Annotated in this window: 14 protein-coding genes and 1 pseudogene; 6 read left to right on the forward strand and 9 right to left on the reverse strand. The window is 70.2% G+C overall.

The genetic code is table 11. The features are described from left to right. Positions 1–25: 25 nt before the first annotated feature. Positions 26–1,249: a geranylgeranyl reductase family protein gene (locus AC0NH5_RS04390; protein ID WP_474400183.1), complete on the reverse strand. Its 1,224-nt coding sequence runs from the start codon at positions 1,247–1,249 to the stop codon at positions 26–28. Continuing rightward, on the reverse strand, positions 1,165–3,021 hold the full coding sequence (locus AC0NH5_RS04395; protein WP_474400186.1) for a phosphoenolpyruvate carboxykinase (GTP): 1,857 nt from the start codon (positions 3,019–3,021) through the stop codon (positions 1,165–1,167). The genes AC0NH5_RS04390 and AC0NH5_RS04395 overlap by 85 nt, the downstream gene beginning before the upstream one ends. 342 nt (positions 3,022–3,363) lie before the next feature. Here AC0NH5_RS04395 and AC0NH5_RS04400 point away from each other — a divergent pair, with 342 nt between their 5' ends. From AC0NH5_RS04400 to AC0NH5_RS04410, 3 genes are read left to right on the forward strand one after another with little or no spacing between them, the layout of a single operon-like run. Next, positions 3,364–4,128 (forward strand): sigma-70 family RNA polymerase sigma factor, encoded by a 765-nt coding sequence (locus AC0NH5_RS04400; protein ID WP_474400189.1) that lies wholly within the window; start codon positions 3,364–3,366, stop codon positions 4,126–4,128. Then, a complete protein-coding gene (locus tag AC0NH5_RS04405) occupies positions 4,109–4,720 on the forward strand; it encodes a GtrA family protein (protein WP_474400192.1) in 612 nt (203 codons plus the stop codon). Before AC0NH5_RS04400 ends, AC0NH5_RS04405 begins: the two co-directional genes overlap by 20 nt. Before the next feature lie 37 nt (positions 4,721–4,757). After that, positions 4,758–5,318 (forward strand): GtrA family protein, encoded by a 561-nt coding sequence (locus tag AC0NH5_RS04410; protein ID WP_474400195.1) that lies wholly within the window; start codon positions 4,758–4,760, stop codon positions 5,316–5,318. On the opposite strand, the gene AC0NH5_RS04415 is transcribed toward AC0NH5_RS04410, so the two are convergent. From AC0NH5_RS04415 to AC0NH5_RS04425, 3 genes are read right to left on the reverse strand one after another with little or no spacing between them, the layout of a single operon-like run. After that, a complete protein-coding gene (locus AC0NH5_RS04415) occupies positions 5,308–5,874 on the reverse strand; it encodes a PH domain-containing protein (protein ID WP_474400198.1) in 567 nt (188 codons plus the stop codon). The genes AC0NH5_RS04410 and AC0NH5_RS04415 overlap by 11 nt on opposite strands. Positions 5,875–5,878: 4 nt before the next feature. After that, the gene (locus tag AC0NH5_RS04420) at positions 5,879–6,733 is read right to left on the reverse strand and encodes a biotin--[acetyl-CoA-carboxylase] ligase (RefSeq protein ID WP_474400201.1); all 855 of its coding nucleotides are present in this window, start codon (positions 6,731–6,733) and stop codon (positions 5,879–5,881) included. A gap of 43 nt (positions 6,734–6,776) precedes the next feature. Further along, positions 6,777–7,802 carry a hypothetical protein gene (locus AC0NH5_RS04425; protein WP_474400204.1) on the reverse strand — a complete coding sequence of 342 codons (1,026 nt, stop codon included), beginning with the start codon at positions 7,800–7,802 and terminating at the stop codon, positions 6,777–6,779. A gap of 92 nt (positions 7,803–7,894) precedes the next feature. Between AC0NH5_RS04425 and AC0NH5_RS04430 the strand changes: the two genes are divergently transcribed. Beyond that, positions 7,895–9,457 carry an acyl-CoA carboxylase subunit beta gene (locus AC0NH5_RS04430; RefSeq protein ID WP_474400363.1) on the forward strand — a complete coding sequence of 521 codons (1,563 nt, stop codon included), beginning with the start codon at positions 7,895–7,897 and terminating at the stop codon, positions 9,455–9,457. Between the two features lie 4 nt (positions 9,458–9,461). On the opposite strand, the gene AC0NH5_RS04435 is transcribed toward AC0NH5_RS04430, so the two are convergent. The 4 genes and pseudogenes from AC0NH5_RS04435 to AC0NH5_RS04450 form a co-directional block, all read right to left on the reverse strand. Beyond that, the gene (locus AC0NH5_RS04435) at positions 9,462–10,121 is read right to left on the reverse strand and encodes a M50 family metallopeptidase (protein ID WP_474400206.1); all 660 of its coding nucleotides are present in this window, start codon (positions 10,119–10,121) and stop codon (positions 9,462–9,464) included. Positions 10,122–10,188: 67 nt separating this feature from the next. Continuing rightward, positions 10,189–10,935: a M50 family metallopeptidase gene (locus tag AC0NH5_RS04440; protein ID WP_474400208.1), complete on the reverse strand. Its 747-nt coding sequence runs from the start codon at positions 10,933–10,935 to the stop codon at positions 10,189–10,191. A gap of 84 nt (positions 10,936–11,019) precedes the next feature. Next, positions 11,020–11,238 carry a hypothetical protein gene (locus AC0NH5_RS04445; protein ID WP_474400210.1) on the reverse strand — a complete coding sequence of 73 codons (219 nt, stop codon included), beginning with the start codon at positions 11,236–11,238 and terminating at the stop codon, positions 11,020–11,022. A gap of 1,653 nt (positions 11,239–12,891) precedes the next feature. Continuing rightward, positions 12,892–14,157 (reverse strand): annotated as a pseudogene (locus AC0NH5_RS04450) (serine/threonine-protein kinase); the annotation flags it as partial. A gap of 101 nt (positions 14,158–14,258) precedes the next feature. Here AC0NH5_RS04450 and AC0NH5_RS04455 point away from each other — a divergent pair. After that, positions 14,259–14,456 (forward strand): acyl-CoA carboxylase subunit epsilon, encoded by a 198-nt coding sequence (locus tag AC0NH5_RS04455; protein ID WP_474400212.1) that lies wholly within the window; start codon positions 14,259–14,261, stop codon positions 14,454–14,456. Positions 14,457–14,519: 63 nt separating this feature from the next. Then, a complete protein-coding gene (locus AC0NH5_RS04460) occupies positions 14,520–14,948 on the forward strand; it encodes a hypothetical protein (protein WP_474400214.1) in 429 nt (142 codons plus the stop codon). The last annotated feature ends 1,186 nt before the right edge of the window (positions 14,949–16,134 follow it).

The following is a 16,134-nucleotide window of genomic DNA, read 5'->3' on the forward strand; positions in this document are numbered from 1 at the left end:
AAGCGTATCCACCCCGGCCCCGGGCTCAAGCGCCGACGGTCCCGCGGGGGACCATCCGCAGCATGATGCGCCCGATCGTGCGAGCGTCGAGCAGTCCGTCCGCGAGACCGAGGTCCACCATCCGGGCGAAGACGGCGGGGTCGGCGGCCGCGGCGCGCACCGCGGCGTCGGCGACCCGGGGCCAGCTGGTGAGCCGGGCCGCCGCCGCGGAGTGCCGCAGGTGCCGGCCGAGCCGGTGGCGCAGCGCGTCGCGATATCGGTGCGCCACGTCGCGCGGCCCGCGTGCGGCTTCGGCGCCGGCCAGCGCGCCGGAGAGCACGGCGTAGAAGATGCCCTCGCCGGTCAGCGGGTTGATCAGTGAGAGCGCGTCGCCGGCGAGCAGCACGGGGCCGCGGCCGGCCGCCGGCCGGTGGGTGGACAACGGCAGGTGGTGCCCGCGCAGGCCGGTCGGCTCGCTGCCGGGCAGGAGATCGTCCAGACGCTTGCGCAGGTACGACCGGGACAGCGCCGTCCCGCGCAGCAGCTCCCCGTAGCCGACGTTGGCGGTGCCGTCGCCGATCGGGAACTCCCAGGCGTACGCCGGCCAGCGCTGCCGGGTGGTGACGATGAGCTGCTCGCTCGCGGCGGTGGGGCGGTAGCCGCGGATCGCGATGGCCAGGTGCCCGGACGGGTTGACCGGGACGCCGAGCGAGCGGCGCACCACCGAGCTCGCGCCGTCGGCGCCGATCACCACGCGCGCCCGGAAGGTGCCGTCGATGACCACGGTTCGCTCGGCGCGTACCCCATGGACCTGGTGTTTGTGCAGCTCGGCGCCGGCGGCGACGGCAGCCACCACGAGGCGCTCGTCGAGGACCCGGCGGGGTACGACGTGGGCCGCCCGGGGCAGGCGCCGGGCCGCCGCCGGCCCGCCCGGCGCGACCAGCCGCAGCCGTTCCACCGGCCGGTGCCCGGCGGTGACGTCGGGCACGCCGAGCGTGGTGAGCACGTCGACGGCTTCCGCGGCGATCCCGTCGCCGCAGGTCTTGTCGCGGGGGAAGTCCGCGCGGTCCAGCAGCAGGACGCGGGCGCCGGCCCGGCAGGCGGCAAGTGCCGCCGCCGAGCCGGCCGGGCCCGCACCGATCACCGCGACGTCATAGACATCCGTCCCCATCAGGGGATGGTGCCCTACGCCTTCTCGAGGCGCGCGCGCAGAGCGTCGAGTTCGGCCCAGAGCACCGCGGGCAGTTTGTCGCCGAACTTCTGGAACCACTCGGTGACCTGCGGGATCTCCGCGAGCCACTCGTCGGTGTCGACCTTGAGCACGGCTTCGAGGTCGGCCGGATCGAGGTCGAGGCCGGTGAGGTCGATCGCCGCCGGCGTCGGCACGTGCCCGATCGGGGTCTCGATCGCGTCGCCCCGGCCGTCGAGGCGCTCGACGACCCATTTGAGCACCCGGCTGTTCTCGCCGAAGCCCGGCCAGAGGAACCGGCCGTCGTCGCCGCGGCGGAACCAGTTCACGTAGAAGACCCGGGGCAGCTTGTCGGCGTCGCCGGAAGCGCCCTTGGCCATGTCGATCCAGTGCTGGAAGTAGTCGCCGGCGTGGTAGCCGATGAACGGCAGCATCGCCATCGGGTCACGCCGCACGACGCCGACCTGCCCGACCGCGGCCGCGGTGGTCTCGCTGGACAGGGTGGCGCCGAGGTAGACGCCGTGCACCCAGTCGCGGGCCTCGGTGACCAGCGGGACCGTGGTCTTGCGGCGGCCGCCGAACAGGATCGCGTCGATCGGGACGCCACGCGGGTCGTGGTATTCGTCGGCAAGGATCGGGCATTGCTCGATCGGGGTACAGAACCGGCTGTTCGGGTGGCTGGACGGGGTGTCGGCGCCGGGCGTCCAGTCGTTGCCCTTCCAGTCGGTGAGGTGCGCCGGCGGCTCACCCATGCCTTCCCACCAGATGTCGCCGTCGTCGGTGAGCGCCACATTGGTGAACACCGAGTTGCCCTTGGCCAGGGTGCGCATGGCGTTCGGGTTGGTGTGGAAGTCGGTGCCCGGCGCGACGCCGAACAGCCCGAACTCGGGGTTGGTGGCCCAGAGCCGGCCGTCTTCACCGAAGCGCATCCAGGCGATGTCGTCGCCGATGGTCTCGACCTTCCACCCGGGCAGGGTGGGCTCGAGCATGGCGAGGTTGGTCTTGCCGCAGGCCGACGGGAAGGCGCCGGCGATGTAGCGGACCCGCCCTTCCGGCGAGGTGAGCTTCATGATCAGCATGTGCTCGGCGAGCCAGCCCTCGTCGCGGGCCGCCACGCTGGCGATCCGCAGCGCGAAGCACTTCTTGCCGAGCAGCGAGTTGCCGCCGTACCCGGAGCCGAACGACCAGATCTCCCGGGTCTCCGGGAAGTGCGAGATGTACTTGGTCTCGTTGCAGGGCCAGGCGGCGTCCTGCTCGCCCGGGGCCAGCGGCGCGCCGACCGAGTGCAGGCACGGGACGAAGTCGGCGTCGTCGCCCATCGCCTCCAGGACCGCGGCCCCCATCCGGGTCATGATGCGCATGCTGGCCACTACGTACGGGCTGTCGGTGAGCTCCACGCCGAACATGGGTTTCACGGGGTTGTCATCCGGTTTTCCGCCGCGGGAATGCTCAGGGTCGAGCGGGCCCATGCAGAACGGGACGACGTACATCGTCCGGCCGGCCATGCAGCCCCGGTACAGACCGGTCATGGTCCGCTTCATCTCGGCCGGGGCCATCCAGTTGTTGGTGGGACCGGCGTCGGCCTCGTCGACCGAGCAGATGAAGGTGCGTTCCTCGACCCTCGCCACGTCGGACGGGTCGGTGCGCGCCCAGAACGAGTTCGGTTTCTTCTGCTCGTCGAGTCGGACCAGTGCCCCGGACGCGACGAGTTCGTCGGTGAGGCGGGTCCACTCCTGTTCCGAACCGTCGCACCAGACGATCCGGTCGGGCGTTGTCAGGGCGGCGACCTCGTCGATCCACGCCAGCAGGCGGGTGTGCGAGGTGGGGGGCTGCGAGGCAGGGGGCTCGGACAAGTGAAGCTCCTTCGGTCGGCACTGACCAATGACGAAGGTGCCGGAGAGCTCCGGCGCCTTGTCATGGGAGTTACGTCAGCGTAAGCCGCAAGGACGATCAGTTCATCGGCCGAACCTGTGGACAACCGCACAATCTATGGCGACTGTGCGCATAGACGATCGATTCTTCGCCGCTTGGTACACCAACGCGCAGCACGACCGTCGATGAGGCCGCCTGGGCGGTGCCACACCGGCCTAGACGACAACTTTCACAAAAAGGACTTAACACCTTAGACTTTCACCTAATCGGGCTTTCCTCGCAGATACGGCCACTTCCGACCACTTCCGGCCACAGGAGGCGGCATGACGATCCCGGGCAACGACGCGGATTCGGACATCGACCTGCTGGCCGCCGTCCGCGCCGGCGACACCGCCGCGTTCGGGACGCTCTACGAGCGCCACCATGCGGCCGCCCGCAAGTTCGCGTACGGGCTGACCCGCGACCCCGCCGACGTCGACGACCTGGTCGCCGAGACGTTCGCCAAGGTGTTCGCGACGCTGCGCGCCGGCCGCGGGCCGCTGGTGGCGTTCCGGGCGTACCTGCACACCACCATGCGGCACGTCTGCTACCACCGGGCCAAGCTCGACCGCCGGCTGGAGTTCACCGACGATCTGACCCGGTACGACCCGGGCGAGCCGTTCACCGACCCGGCCCTGGACCGGCTGGAGCGCAGTTTCGCCGCGGCCGCCTTCCGCCAGCTCCCGCCGCGCTGGCGCGACGTGCTGTGGCAGACCGAGGTGGAGGGCAGCACGCCGGCCGAGCTGGCGCCGCGGATGGGGCTGACACCGAACGCGGTGGCAGTCCTCGCGCACCGCGCCCGGGAAGGGCTGCGCAGCCTCTATCTCCAGCAGCACGTGACCGCTGCGGATCACCCGGAGTGCCGCTGGGCCGGTGAGCGGCTGGGCGGCGAGGCCCGGGGCCGGCTGGCGGCGCGCGACGCCCATCGGATGCGGACGCACCTGGCGTGGTGCGCCGACTGCCGGGGGCGACTCGACGAGATCCGCGAGGTGGACGGTTTCCGGCACGCACCGTATCGGCAACGTCACCATGCCGAGACGTCCGGTTAAGACTCGGCGGCGAGGACAGCGTGGGATGACCGCCGCCGGTACCCTCGAACGCGTGTCACCGAACCCACCGCAGCCCCGTGGCCTGCGCACCCGGCTCCGGGCGCTGGTCCGTGAGGTGGGCAAGTTCGGCGTGGTGGGCGGCATCGCGTTCGCCGTGGATCTGGCGATCTTCAACTACCTGCTGCAGTCCGGCAGTGAGACGCTGACCGCCAAGACCCTCTCCACCACGGTGGCGACCACGCTGGCGTTCCTCGGCAACCGGTTCTGGACCTGGCGCCATGGTGATCACACCCACATGGCCCGGCAGTACACGATGTTCTTCGTGCTCAACGCGATCGGGCTGGGCATCGCCCTGACCTGCCTGGCGATCAGCCATTACGGTCTCGGCCGGATCTGGCCGGTGCTGCAGACCCCGGTGGCCGACAACATCGCGGGGCAGCTCGTGGGCACCGCGATGGGTACCATGTTCCGATTCTGGTCATATCGCCGATTCGTTTTCCGGGTCACCGACGCCCCGGCCGAGGACGACCCCCTGTCCCCCGGACCGCACCGTGCCGGGAGTATGACGTCGCCGTCGTCGGCCTCCCAGTGACTCGGCGTCATCGCCCCCGTTCCCGTAAGGTTGCCCAATGCCCTCAGCCAGCACGCTGACGGACCGCCTCCGCCGTCTTGCTCCGGAAGCCATCGCCTTCGGCACCATCGGCGCCTGCAACACCGCGCTGTACCTCGCGATCACCTACGTCCTGCTGCCGATCGGCGCCGTGAAGGCGAGCGTGGTGGGCACGGTCGTCACCACCACCCTGGCGTACCTGGCGAACCGCTACTGGACGTACCGGCACCACACCCGGACCGCGATGCGCCGCGAGTACACCCTGTTCTTCGGGTTCAACCTGGCCGGCATGGTCATCCAGTCCGGTGCGATCACCATCGGCAAGTACGGGTTCGGGCTCAACGAGCAGACCGACAAGATCGCCTTCATGGTCGTGACCGTGCTGGGCATCGGGTTCGCGACGATCTTCCGCTTCTGGGCGTACCGCACTTTCGTCTTCCTGAAGCCGCCGGTCGACGGGCACGAGGGCGCCATCACCGAGATGGACGCGACCGCCGGGCTGGCCGAGCTGAGCGCCGTGGACCACCCCGGCAGCGCGGCCCGGCTCGACCTCAAACCGGAGCTCGAACCTAACGCCTGAACAGGCTGCGCCGTTCCTTCGCCGGCTCGGCCGGCTCGGCCTCCACCGCGGCGTCGTCCTCGTCCTCGTCGGCCGGGGCGTGCTCGATCAGCTCGTACAGGGTGGTCTGCACCCACTGGGCGTCCGGCACCCCGGTCAGCCGAGCGCTCTGCTCACCGATCGAGTCGACGGTCAGCGTGCCGCTGCCGAACATCCGGTCCAGCAGCGACTGGCTCAGCGCGTGGTCGTTGACCCGGTTCAGCGGCAGGTCCCGGCGTTCCCGGGTGAGCACGCCGTGCTGCACCAGGATCCGCTCGTCGGTCAGCACGTAATGCGTGCAGCGCCAGGCGAGCAGCGGGCGGAGTCCATGACGGACCCCGTACCACAGCATGATCGTGGCGACCATCAGCAGCCCGATCCGGCCGCCCTCGTTGTCCGGCAGCATCACCCAGGCCAGGATGAAACCGGCCAGTGTCAGCAACAGCACCAGGGCCGGGAGCACCGCCGCCCGCCAGTGCGGACGCAGGTGGAGGACGACCTCCTCCTCGTCCACGAGCACATCGTCGGGAAACGCCACGCGGTCAGCGTACGTGCAGCACGTCACCGGCCGAGACCTGATGATGGGCGGCGTCCTCCGTACGGATCACCAACTGCCCGTCCCGGTCCACAGTGACCGCCTCGCCGGCCAGCTCCCCGCCGCCCGGCAGCAGCACCCGCACCGTCCGGCCGATCGTGTCGCAACCACGCCTGTACTCCCCGAGCAGGCCGCACATCTCGGCGTCCCCGCCGGTCTCACGCCAGCCGGTGTACCACCGGTCCAGGCCACGCAGCAGAGCCCGCAGCAACGGCTCCCGGTCGGCGCTCTCCGCGCCGGCCACCAGCAGCGACGTGGCCGGCACACCAGTGGTGGCGGGCAGCTCCTCGGCTCGCGTGCTGACGTTGAGACCGATCCCGATCACCACCGCGTCGCCGGCGACCTCGGCCAGGATCCCGGCGCACTTGCGGTCGCCGACGAGCAGGTCGTTCGGCCATTTCAGGGCGGCCTCCACCTTCGCCACCCGGGTCACCGCCTCGCGCAGCGCCACTCCCGCGAGCAGCGGCAGCCAGCCGATGCCGCCCACCGGCGCCGCCGGCCAGCCGCGCTCCGGGTCGGCGGCGCCGGGGCGCAGCACGACGCTCACGGTCAGCCCGGCGCGCGGCGGCGAGACCCACTGCCGGTCCCGGCGGCCCCGCCCGGCCACCTGGCTCTCGGCCACCACCACCAGGCCCTCGGGGGCGCCGGCGCGGGCCGCCTCGATGGCGTCCGCGTTGGTGGAGCCGGTCTCGGCGCGCAGGTCCAGCCGCGACCACAGACCGCCCGGCACGACCAGGGCCCGGGTCAGCGCCCGGGCGGACAGTGGTGGGCGGTCCAGGTCGGAGAACGGCGAAGCTGCCACCCCGGCAGCCTAGCCCGCACTTCTCCAGCGATGGCCGGGCTGGTCAGACGTGCGGTCCCGCGGAGTGGCGGCTGACATATCCGGGCTCCGCGCGGTCGGTGGGCCGCGGGCGGGGGCGCGGGCGGGCCCGTTCCCCCCGGGTGTGCCGGGAGCCGGTGTCCGTGCCGTCCTCGCGGGTGCGCCATGACCGGGGCAGCCGGATCCGGCGGGCCTCCTCGTCGCCGGTCCACCTCGGCACCAGCGTCGTCGGCTCCGCGGCCTGCACCGGCGTCAGGTCGAAACCGGTCGCCGGCTCGTAGTCGGGCACCGGTGGCAGCCGCTCCACCGGGATCGGCCAGCCGTACCCACGGGCCGACGGCTCCGGGTCGTTGTAGAGGCTGTCCGGCACCGGCGTCCAATAGTCACCGGCCGGCGGGTTCGCGTCGTCCAGATCCCGGTAGCGGGGCCGGACCCAGTCCTCGACCCGGTCGCCGTACCCCCGGTCGGAGCGGTCGACGTCGCGCACCGCCCACGGGTCCGTCGCGGGCGGGTGCGTACCGGACGCCGTCGCGGTCCAGCCCTCGTCCCGGTGGGGATCGCGATAGCCGCTGTCGTCGTCGTACTCCGGATCGACACGTTCCGGCTCGGCGCCCGCTTCCTCGCCCGGCTCGTGGTCCTCGTACCCGGCCAGGACACCGTCACCCGCCGGATCGGCCACCTCCGGCTCGTCGTCGTCGGCCAGGCCGATCGAGGCCAGGCCGCCGCTGACGGCGCCGGCCAGGAGCCGCGGACGGCCCGCCTCCGCCTCTGCCGGCTCCACCTCCGGCAGTTCCTCTTCCGGCTCGACCCGTTCGAACTCCGTCGACGGGAACATCGCGGACTCGGGCTCACGGGACCGGCGCACCATCGCGGGCGCGGCTTCCGGCTGCGCCGGCGGGTACGCGGGGGCCTTCGAACGCCGGCGGCCCGAGGCGCCGGCCCGGGTCGCGCGACGAGCCCCGCCGCCGAAGATCACGGCGCGGAAGCTGATCAGCGTGGCGAGGCCACCTGCGATGAAGGCGAGCCCTGCCGCGGTCATCCAGTTCGTCACGACCGGAGTAACGAATGGGGCATTCGGAATGAAACGCACACGTAGCGACGCCCCGCCGGTGTGCCGTTTACGATCGTCGCGTGGACGACACCGTGACATCGCAGCCCGACATCCACACCACCGCCGGGAAGCTCGCCGACCTTTCCCGGCGGACCGAGGAGGCGGTGCACGCCGGCTCGGCGCGGGCCATCGAGAAGCAGCACGCCCGCGGCAAGAAGACCGCGCGGGAACGCATCGAGCTGCTGCTCGACAAGGACTCCTTCGTCGAGCTCGACGAACTGGCCCGGCACCGGTCGACCGCCTTCGGCCTGGAGAAGAACCGGCCGTACGGCGACGGTGTGGTCACCGGGTACGGCACGATCGACGGCCGTCAGGTGTGCGTGTTCTCCCAGGACTTCACGGTGTTCGGCGGCTCGCTCGGCGAGGTGTTCGGCTCCAAGATCGTCAAGGTGCTCGACCTGGCGATGAAGATCGGCTGCCCGATCATCGGGATCAACGACTCCGGCGGCGCCCGCATCCAGGAGGGCGTGGTCGCGCTCGGGCTGTACGCCGACATCTTCTTCCGCAACGTGCGGGCCAGCGGCGTGATCCCGCAGATCTCCCTGATCATGGGCCCGTGCGCGGGCGGCGCGGTGTACTCCCCCGCGATCACCGACTTCACGGTGATGGTCGACCAGACCTCGCACATGTTCATCACCGGGCCGGACGTGATCAGAACGGTCACCGGTGAAGAAGTCGGCATGGAGGAATTGGGCGGCGCCCGCACCCACAACACCCGCAGCGGCAACGCGCACTACCTCGCCAGCGACGAGGAGGACGCGATCGACTACGTCCGGGCGCTGCTGTCGTACCTGCCGTCGAACAACCTCGACGAGCCAACCATGTTCGACGCGCCCTCCCCCGAAGAAGACGATCTCGCTCTCGACACCCTCATCCCGGACTCACCCAACCAGCCGTACGACATCAAGAAGGTCGTTGAAGCGGTCGTCGACGACTTCCTCGAGGTGCAGCCGCTCTACGCGCAGAACATCGTGGTGGGCTTCGGCCGGGTCGAGGGCCGCCCGGTCGGCGTGGTCGCCAACCAGCCGATGAACCTGGCCGGGACGCTGGACATCGCGGCCTCGGAGAAGGCGGCCCGCTTCGTGCGGACCTGCGACGCGTTCAACATCCCGGTGCTGACCTTCGTCGACGTGCCCGGCTTCCTGCCGGGGACCGGGCAGGAGTGGGACGGCATCATCCGGCGCGGGGCGAAACTGATCTACGCGTACGCGGAGGCGACCGTCCCCAAGGTCACCGTGATCACCCGCAAGGCGTACGGCGGGGCGTACGACGTGATGGGGTCCAAGCACCTGGGCGCGGACGTCAACTTCGCCTGGCCCACCGCGCAGATCGCGGTGATGGGCGCGCAGGGCGCGGTCAACATCCTCTACCGGGCCGAACTCGCCGGCGCCGACGATCCGGCCGAACGCCGCGCCGAGCTGATCCGGGAGTACGAGGACACCCTCGCCAACCCGTACATCGCTGCGGAACGCGGTTACGTCGACGCGGTCATCCCGCCGTCGCAGACCCGGGCGCAGGTGACCCGGGCGCTGCGGATGCTGCGCACCAAGCGGGAGACGCTGCCGCCGAAGAAGCACGGCAACATCCCGCTCTGAGCGCTCAGAGCGGGTGACGCAGCAGCAGCACCCCGCCGTAGACGAGGGCGGCCATCGAGGCCGCCCAGAAGAACGCGACGAAGAAGGCGGTGGACAGGCCGGTCTGCCCGGCCAGCACGGTGGTGTCCGGCTCGCCGCCCTTCGACCACACCCGGAACAGCTCCGGGATCTGCCGCACCCCGCCCATCAGCAGAAACCACACCCAGAAATACGCGAAGACCAGTTGCGCCTCGCTGGTGCCGCGCATCGCGATCAACCAGAGCACCGCGCCGGTGAGCGGCACCGCGATGAACCCGAAGAAGTTGCGCACCATCAGCAGCAGCATGGCCACGAGGCCGAGCGACCCGAGCAGCACCACGCGCGGCGCGACACCGTGCACCAGCATCCAGGCACCGGCGAATCCGAAGATCGACGGACCCAGGTAACCGGCCAGGAACGAGACGAAAACCGCGAGCCAGCCACCTTCTCGCCGGAAGCCGGTCTCGCCGTCGCCACCCCGGGACACCTTGATGTAGCTGATGCCCCGGCCGAGGAGAAGACCGAACAACGCGTGCCCGCCCTCATGAGCGACCGTGATGGCATGCGTGGTTAACCGCCACAACGGCACCGCCGCGACGAAGGCGAGCACTCCCGCCGTCCATGCCATGCTCGGTGCCGCCTCCATGGCGGCAAGTTATGCGAGCGCCGCCCCGGGCGGCATCACCAGATCATCCATTTCTATGGATGGCCGGTCACTGCACGGCCGAACTCACCTCGGGAAGCCACTGGCCGGCGAGCAGGAAAGCGCCGGTTCCCAGGGCGACGAGGTTCACCACCAGGAAGACGCCGACCCAGAACAGGGCGGGCAGGTGCGTGAGCCGGGCGAGCTGGTCGGCGTCCGAGTCGCGCATCCGGCCGCGACTGCGCAGCGCCTGCAGCTCGAAGACCGGCCGGACACCACCGATCAACAAGAACCAGACGCAGGCGTACGCGAAAGCCGCCTGCACCTCCGGCGACGCGTACCAGGAGACGACGAAGACAATCGCGCCCGTCACCAGCAGCGAGATCACGCCGAACAGGTTCCTGATGTTGATCAGCATGAGCAGCAGCAGGACCACCGCGAGCCAGAGCAGCAGCGTGATCCGGTTGCCGCCGAGCAGCCAGGCGCCGAGCACACCGACGAGCGACGGCGCGATGTAGCCGCCGAGCAGGGTGACGATCATGCCGGGGCCGGTCGGGCGACCGGCCGAGAGCGTGAGCCCGGACGTGTCGAACTCCAGGCGGATACCGCGCAGCTTGCGGCCGGTCAGCAGCGCGAAGAGCGCGTGACCGCCCTCGTGCGCGATCGTGACGGCGTTACGGGCCACCCGCCAGATCGGGCGGATCGCCACCGCGAGGAACCCGGCCACCGCCGTCAGCAGCACGAGCATGCCGGGCGGATCCGGCTGAGCACCGAGGAGCTGGTCCCAGAGGTCAGTCACACCGTCGATCGAGAGCACGCCGGGGACTGTAGCCGATCACGCTATGCGCTACGGCGTACCACCGTCTTCGAGTTCGCAGCAGGCGCCGTACGACCGTCCGCGCTATGCGCGGCGGCGCGTCACTACCTTCGCGGGCTGAGGTTGGGTGCGCCGGCCGAGGGAACGCGCGGCGACCACGCCGCCCGCCACCACGGCGACGCCGAGAACGATGAGCAGGGTGGTGAGCAGGCCCGCGGCCGCAACGACGAGCGCCACGTCGGCGATCGCGACCAGCATCCACAGCGCGATCGTGGGCTTCCTGCCGTGTCGTCGGCAGTTCATGGTGTACCTCCATCCGTGATGCTGAATAACTACCCAGCCATCCGGATCTCACTCCTGGAGGTCGTCTCAGCGCTTCGCGAAGCCGGCGGTGATCGCCTGCCACTCCTTCTGCGACTCCTCCCAGGCCTCCGGGGAGGTGTACCAGGAGAGTATGTAGGTGGTGCCGTCGATCGCGAACGCCCGGCGGACCACGTGCTGCCCGTTGCCGCTGTCGGTCTTGTAGGTGAACTCCCAGTCGGCGGCCTTGCCGTGATAATCGACCTCGGTGACGCCGATCCGCTGGTAGCTGCGGTAGCGGCCGGTCTGCTGCTGGTCGATGAACTCCACCGGGTTGCCCAGCGGCGAGTTGATCACATCGACCCGGACCATCCGGTTGTTCCAGCTCAGCTCCAGCCCGCTGCCGCCCCCGCTGCCCTTGACACTGCCGGGCACCGGGAAGCTGAAACCGGACGCCCGGTAGGTTCGCCAGCCGTCCGGCAGCCCGGCCGCGGCCGGCGAACTGCTCCGCGGCGCGGCCGAACTCGGCTTCGTGGCACCGCCGGCAGCGCCCTTGTCCGGGGCGGGCTTGCCGGTCGCGGCGGCCTTGGTCGGGGCGGCGGTGGTAGTGGTGTCCTCCGGGTCCGAGCCGAACGCCTGCACCAGGATGATGCCGACGAGCAGCACGAACGTGAGCACGATGCCGAGACCGACCGCGGCCTGGCGGCGGGTCAGCGTGGTGCCGAGGATGGTGATCCCGCTGGTGCGGCGGGCGGCCGGGCGGGCGCTGATCGGCGTCCAGGCCGGACGGTTCGACCGGGCGAACCCGGGCGGGCGGAAATCGCTGACGACCCGGGTCTCGGAGTCGGCGGGAGCAGGGCGCACATCGCTGACCACCCGGGTCGCTGAGTCGGCCGGAGCCGGGCGCAGGTCACCGACGACGCGGGTTGCCGAGTCGGCTGCGGGCGGTGCGGGCGGGACGACCGCGGTGAGGTCGACGAAGGAGGTCTTGTCGGCGTCCGCGGCCGGCTTCTCCGTCGCCGGCTCGGGTGCGGGCGGCTCGGCTTCGGCGTCCGCAGCTTCAGGCTTCGTCTCCTCGGCCGTTGTCTCCTCGGCCGTTGTCTCCTCGGCCGTCGCCGGCTCCGGGCCTTCCGGGGTGTCGGCCTGCTCGTTCGGGGCGGACGCCTGGGCGTCCTCCGCCTCGGGTTCCGCTTCCTCGGGCTCTGCTTCTTGAGACTCCGACTTCTCGGGCGTGTCGGCCGCGTGCCCCTGCTCTGTCCCGGTCGCCTCTTCGGCGGGCGCGGCAGTCTCCGGCGCGGCTTCCGCCGTGGTTTCCGCAGCCTCGGGCGTAGTGGTGCCGGCCTCGGCGGGGACAGTCTGGGGTGCGGCGGACGTCACCCCGGCCGGCAGAACCGTGGTCCCCTGATCGGGCGACACCGGGTTGGCCGGCTCACCGGCGGGCATCACCGTGGTCGCCTGGTCGGCCGGAGCGACCGGGGTGACCGGCTTGGTCGGCGCGGTCCCGGCGGGCACCACCGTGGTGGCCTGGGCAGCACTGTCCGACGGCTGCACGACGGGGAACGCCCCGGTGGCGGCGGCCAGCGACCGCTCGTGCTCGGGGGCGGCCTTCTTCCGCCGGTTGGCGGCGACGTCGGCGGCCGTGAACCCGATCCGGGTCGGGGTTCCCGGGGTGGACGCCGACTTCCCCGGCGACTGCGGGACAGCTGCGGTCGCACGGCCAGGCGTAGCGCCCTGCGGGCCCCGTGGTGCGGTCGGTGACGCGTACGGCGTACCCGAAAGAGGTTTTGTCTCGTCCGGAACCGGCGGCGTGTCGAGCCGAGTCGCGTCGAGGGGTTTGCCTCGCGGCGGGTTGTCCGCCGGCGCCGAACCGCTGACCGGCGCCTTACCCTGCGCGAACGTGGGACGGACCCCCGGCTGTGGTCCCGCCTTGACCGGCGGGCGCGGGCCGGGCACCACCGGCGCCGAACCGGTCGCCGGCCCCGGCGCGAACCCGGAGCCCGGCAGCACCGGCGGACCACCCGGGCCGCTCGGCAGCGACGGCCGCTCCCGGCCGACACCCGGCCGGCGCATGGTCGGGCTCATCGGCAACGTCACCCGGCCGCGGCGCCCGGCGGCACGAGCCAGCAGACGCTCGGCCTCCTCGGCGTCGATGCGGTGGGCGGGATCCTTACGCAACAACCCGTTGAGGACGGACTTGAGCGGCCCCGCGTTCCGCGACGGCGGAACGTTCTCGGTGGCCAGCGCGGCCAGCGTGGCGATCGCCGACGGGCGGGCGAACGGCGACTGCCCCTCCACCGCGGCGAACAGAGTGGCGCCCAGCGACCAGAGGTCCGCCGCGGGCCCCGCCGTGCCGTCCCGGGCCCGCTCCGGAGCGATGTAGGCCGGCGATCCCAGCACCAGCCCGGTCCGCGTCACGTTGGGGTCGCCGGGCACCGTCGCGAGACCGAAATCGGTCAGCACCACCCGGCCGTCGGCACCGAGCAGCACGTTGCCCGGTTTCACGTCCCGGTGCACCACGCCGGCCCGGTGCGCGGCCCGCAGCGCGTTGAGCACACCCAGGCCGATCTCAGCCGCCCGCACCGGATTGAACGGCCCGTCGGCAGCCAGGGTGTCCTGCAGCGACCGGGACGCCACGTACTCCATGACGATCCACGGGTCGGCGTCGGTGCGCAGCACGTCGAAGACGCGAACCACGTTGATGTTGTTGAGCCGGGCGATCGCACGCGCCTCGCGCAGCGACCGCTCCCGCATCTCCTGGCGCTCACCCGGCGTCAGCCCCGGCGGCGGCACGAGCTCCTTGATGGCCACGTCCCGGTGCAGCACGACATCGGTCGCCCGCCAGACACGCCCCATCCCGCCCTGACCGAGCGGCGCGACGAGCCGGTACCGATCAGCGACAACGAGTGGGGGAGAAGAAGACATCACGCAGAAAATACCTGGTTCTGTCGAGCGGCCGCGAATTGATCAGCCGAGTGTGGGACACGTGTCACCGGAACTCCGGGCACCCGTCGTACGCTCGGTTGATGAATGAGGAACCGCTGGTCAGCGTCGTACGGGGAAGCCTAGACGATCATGAGCTGGCCGCGTTGGCCGCCATCCTGACATCTCGATCCACTTCGGTCAATTCCGAAACGCCGCACCGGAAGCCCTCAGACTGGATCCGATCAGCCAGACCAGGCGCCGCCCCGCGCACCTGGCGCACCTCCGCGCTACCCCGCTGACAGCCCACCCGGGCGACTAGCCTTCATTGGTTCGGTCAGCGTCGATGCCCGGGTGGAGGTCCCATGATCCCTGACGAGGACCTGGGTGCGGCGTGGCTGCGCGACTATGGCCACACCGACTTCGGCGACATCGAAGCGGACATCCTCGCGATGGAAGAGTTCGCGGCCCGGCTGAAAGCAGACGTCGAACGCAATTACGCGCCGCGTGCACTTGCCGTGAGCGACACGATGATGACGGCATTGCCGGCGGCAGACGAACGCTTCAGCGAACTCCACTCCTTCCTGCGAGCGCTGGACGACGCACAACAGGCCACACAGCAGAACGTCTACCGCTACATCAACGGCACGTATGGCCTAGCTACTGCCGCGGGCGAAGTGGGCCAGATGTATCGAGGCGCGGACGCCTACGCTCGCGCCAAGGTCGCCGACGTGGAAGCCGGCTTCCGCGCTTCCGGCCACTTTCCGAGCGATCGGAAGGCGCCCGATGCGTGATCCCGCAAGCATGAGCGGAACGAACTGGTCGGCTCTTCGCGTCGACCAGATGTGGTCGATGATCGAACAACACGACGGGACCATTCTCTACCCGATCATCAACGGGTGGCGGCGGTCATATGAGCTGGTGCTTCAGCATCTCTCGAGTGTTCAACGCTACCGCGAGAGCCTGGCGGCCGCTTGGCCGCCGGATCGAAGCCCCGCCGCAAGGGCATACCTGGACCGGCTCGACGTACTCATCAAAAGCCTTCAGGAGACATACGAGGCTGCCACCTTGAACCACCGCGCGTTCTCCTTGGCGACCAGCGCGTTGGACTCGACACGCCGAACTATGCACGAGATCGAGCGGGAGTACACCGCGAATCAAGCGATGCTGGCAGCCCATCGGGAGCAGATGCGGTTGCACCACTTGGTGGGCGGCAAAGCGAAGGGTGTGCCGCCTCAGCCGCCGATCGCGGAGGCGCGGCAGGCGGAATTAGAACAAAGAGCCCGTAGGGCGATGTCCAACCTGAGCGGCGAGTTGGCCGAGGCACAAATCGCCCTGATCAAGCCCGCTACATACACAAGTTCAAGCATCGTGAGCATCCGCGATGAACGTTTACACCTAGCATCGGCGAGTGAATCATCCGCATCCGAAAAAGCGTTCCTCGATCGTCCCGTCGCCGGAAATTCGACTACCCCCTCGGCCGCTTCACCGTCAGCCGTGCCCTCTGACGAATCCGAAAGCTTTCCAGCCCCGCGAGGGCCTGCACTTGCAGGAACGAGCCCCGGCTATCTAAAGCAATCACCGGCCCTCATTCCACCTTCGCCTTCTGTGGCCCACCCCGAAGCAAGAAAAATACGTCCTCCTCTGGGCGTGATCGGCCCCACGCCACTTGTAACGAAGCCGTCCAGTAATACGCCAGCTGCGTCAAGCCATTCGAGTCATCGCACTAGTACTCAACCAACAATTCCGGGGGCCGTTATCGGTGCAGTGCCTCGGCCAACGCCAGACCGAAGCTCACAGACGGTCCAGCGAGTCAATCCGGTAGGTGGAGTCATAGGACCTCAGTACCCACCCGTTATAAGTTCGAATACGGCGACCAACACGCCTGGCAGAAGGAGCACGAGAACCACGAGGACTGATGAAGTTTGGGAAGTACCACAGGGAATAGATCCAATTTTGCAGCCCTCCCAGGAAGAACCC

The sequence above is a fragment of the Actinoplanes sp. 13 genome, assembly GCF_056134165.1.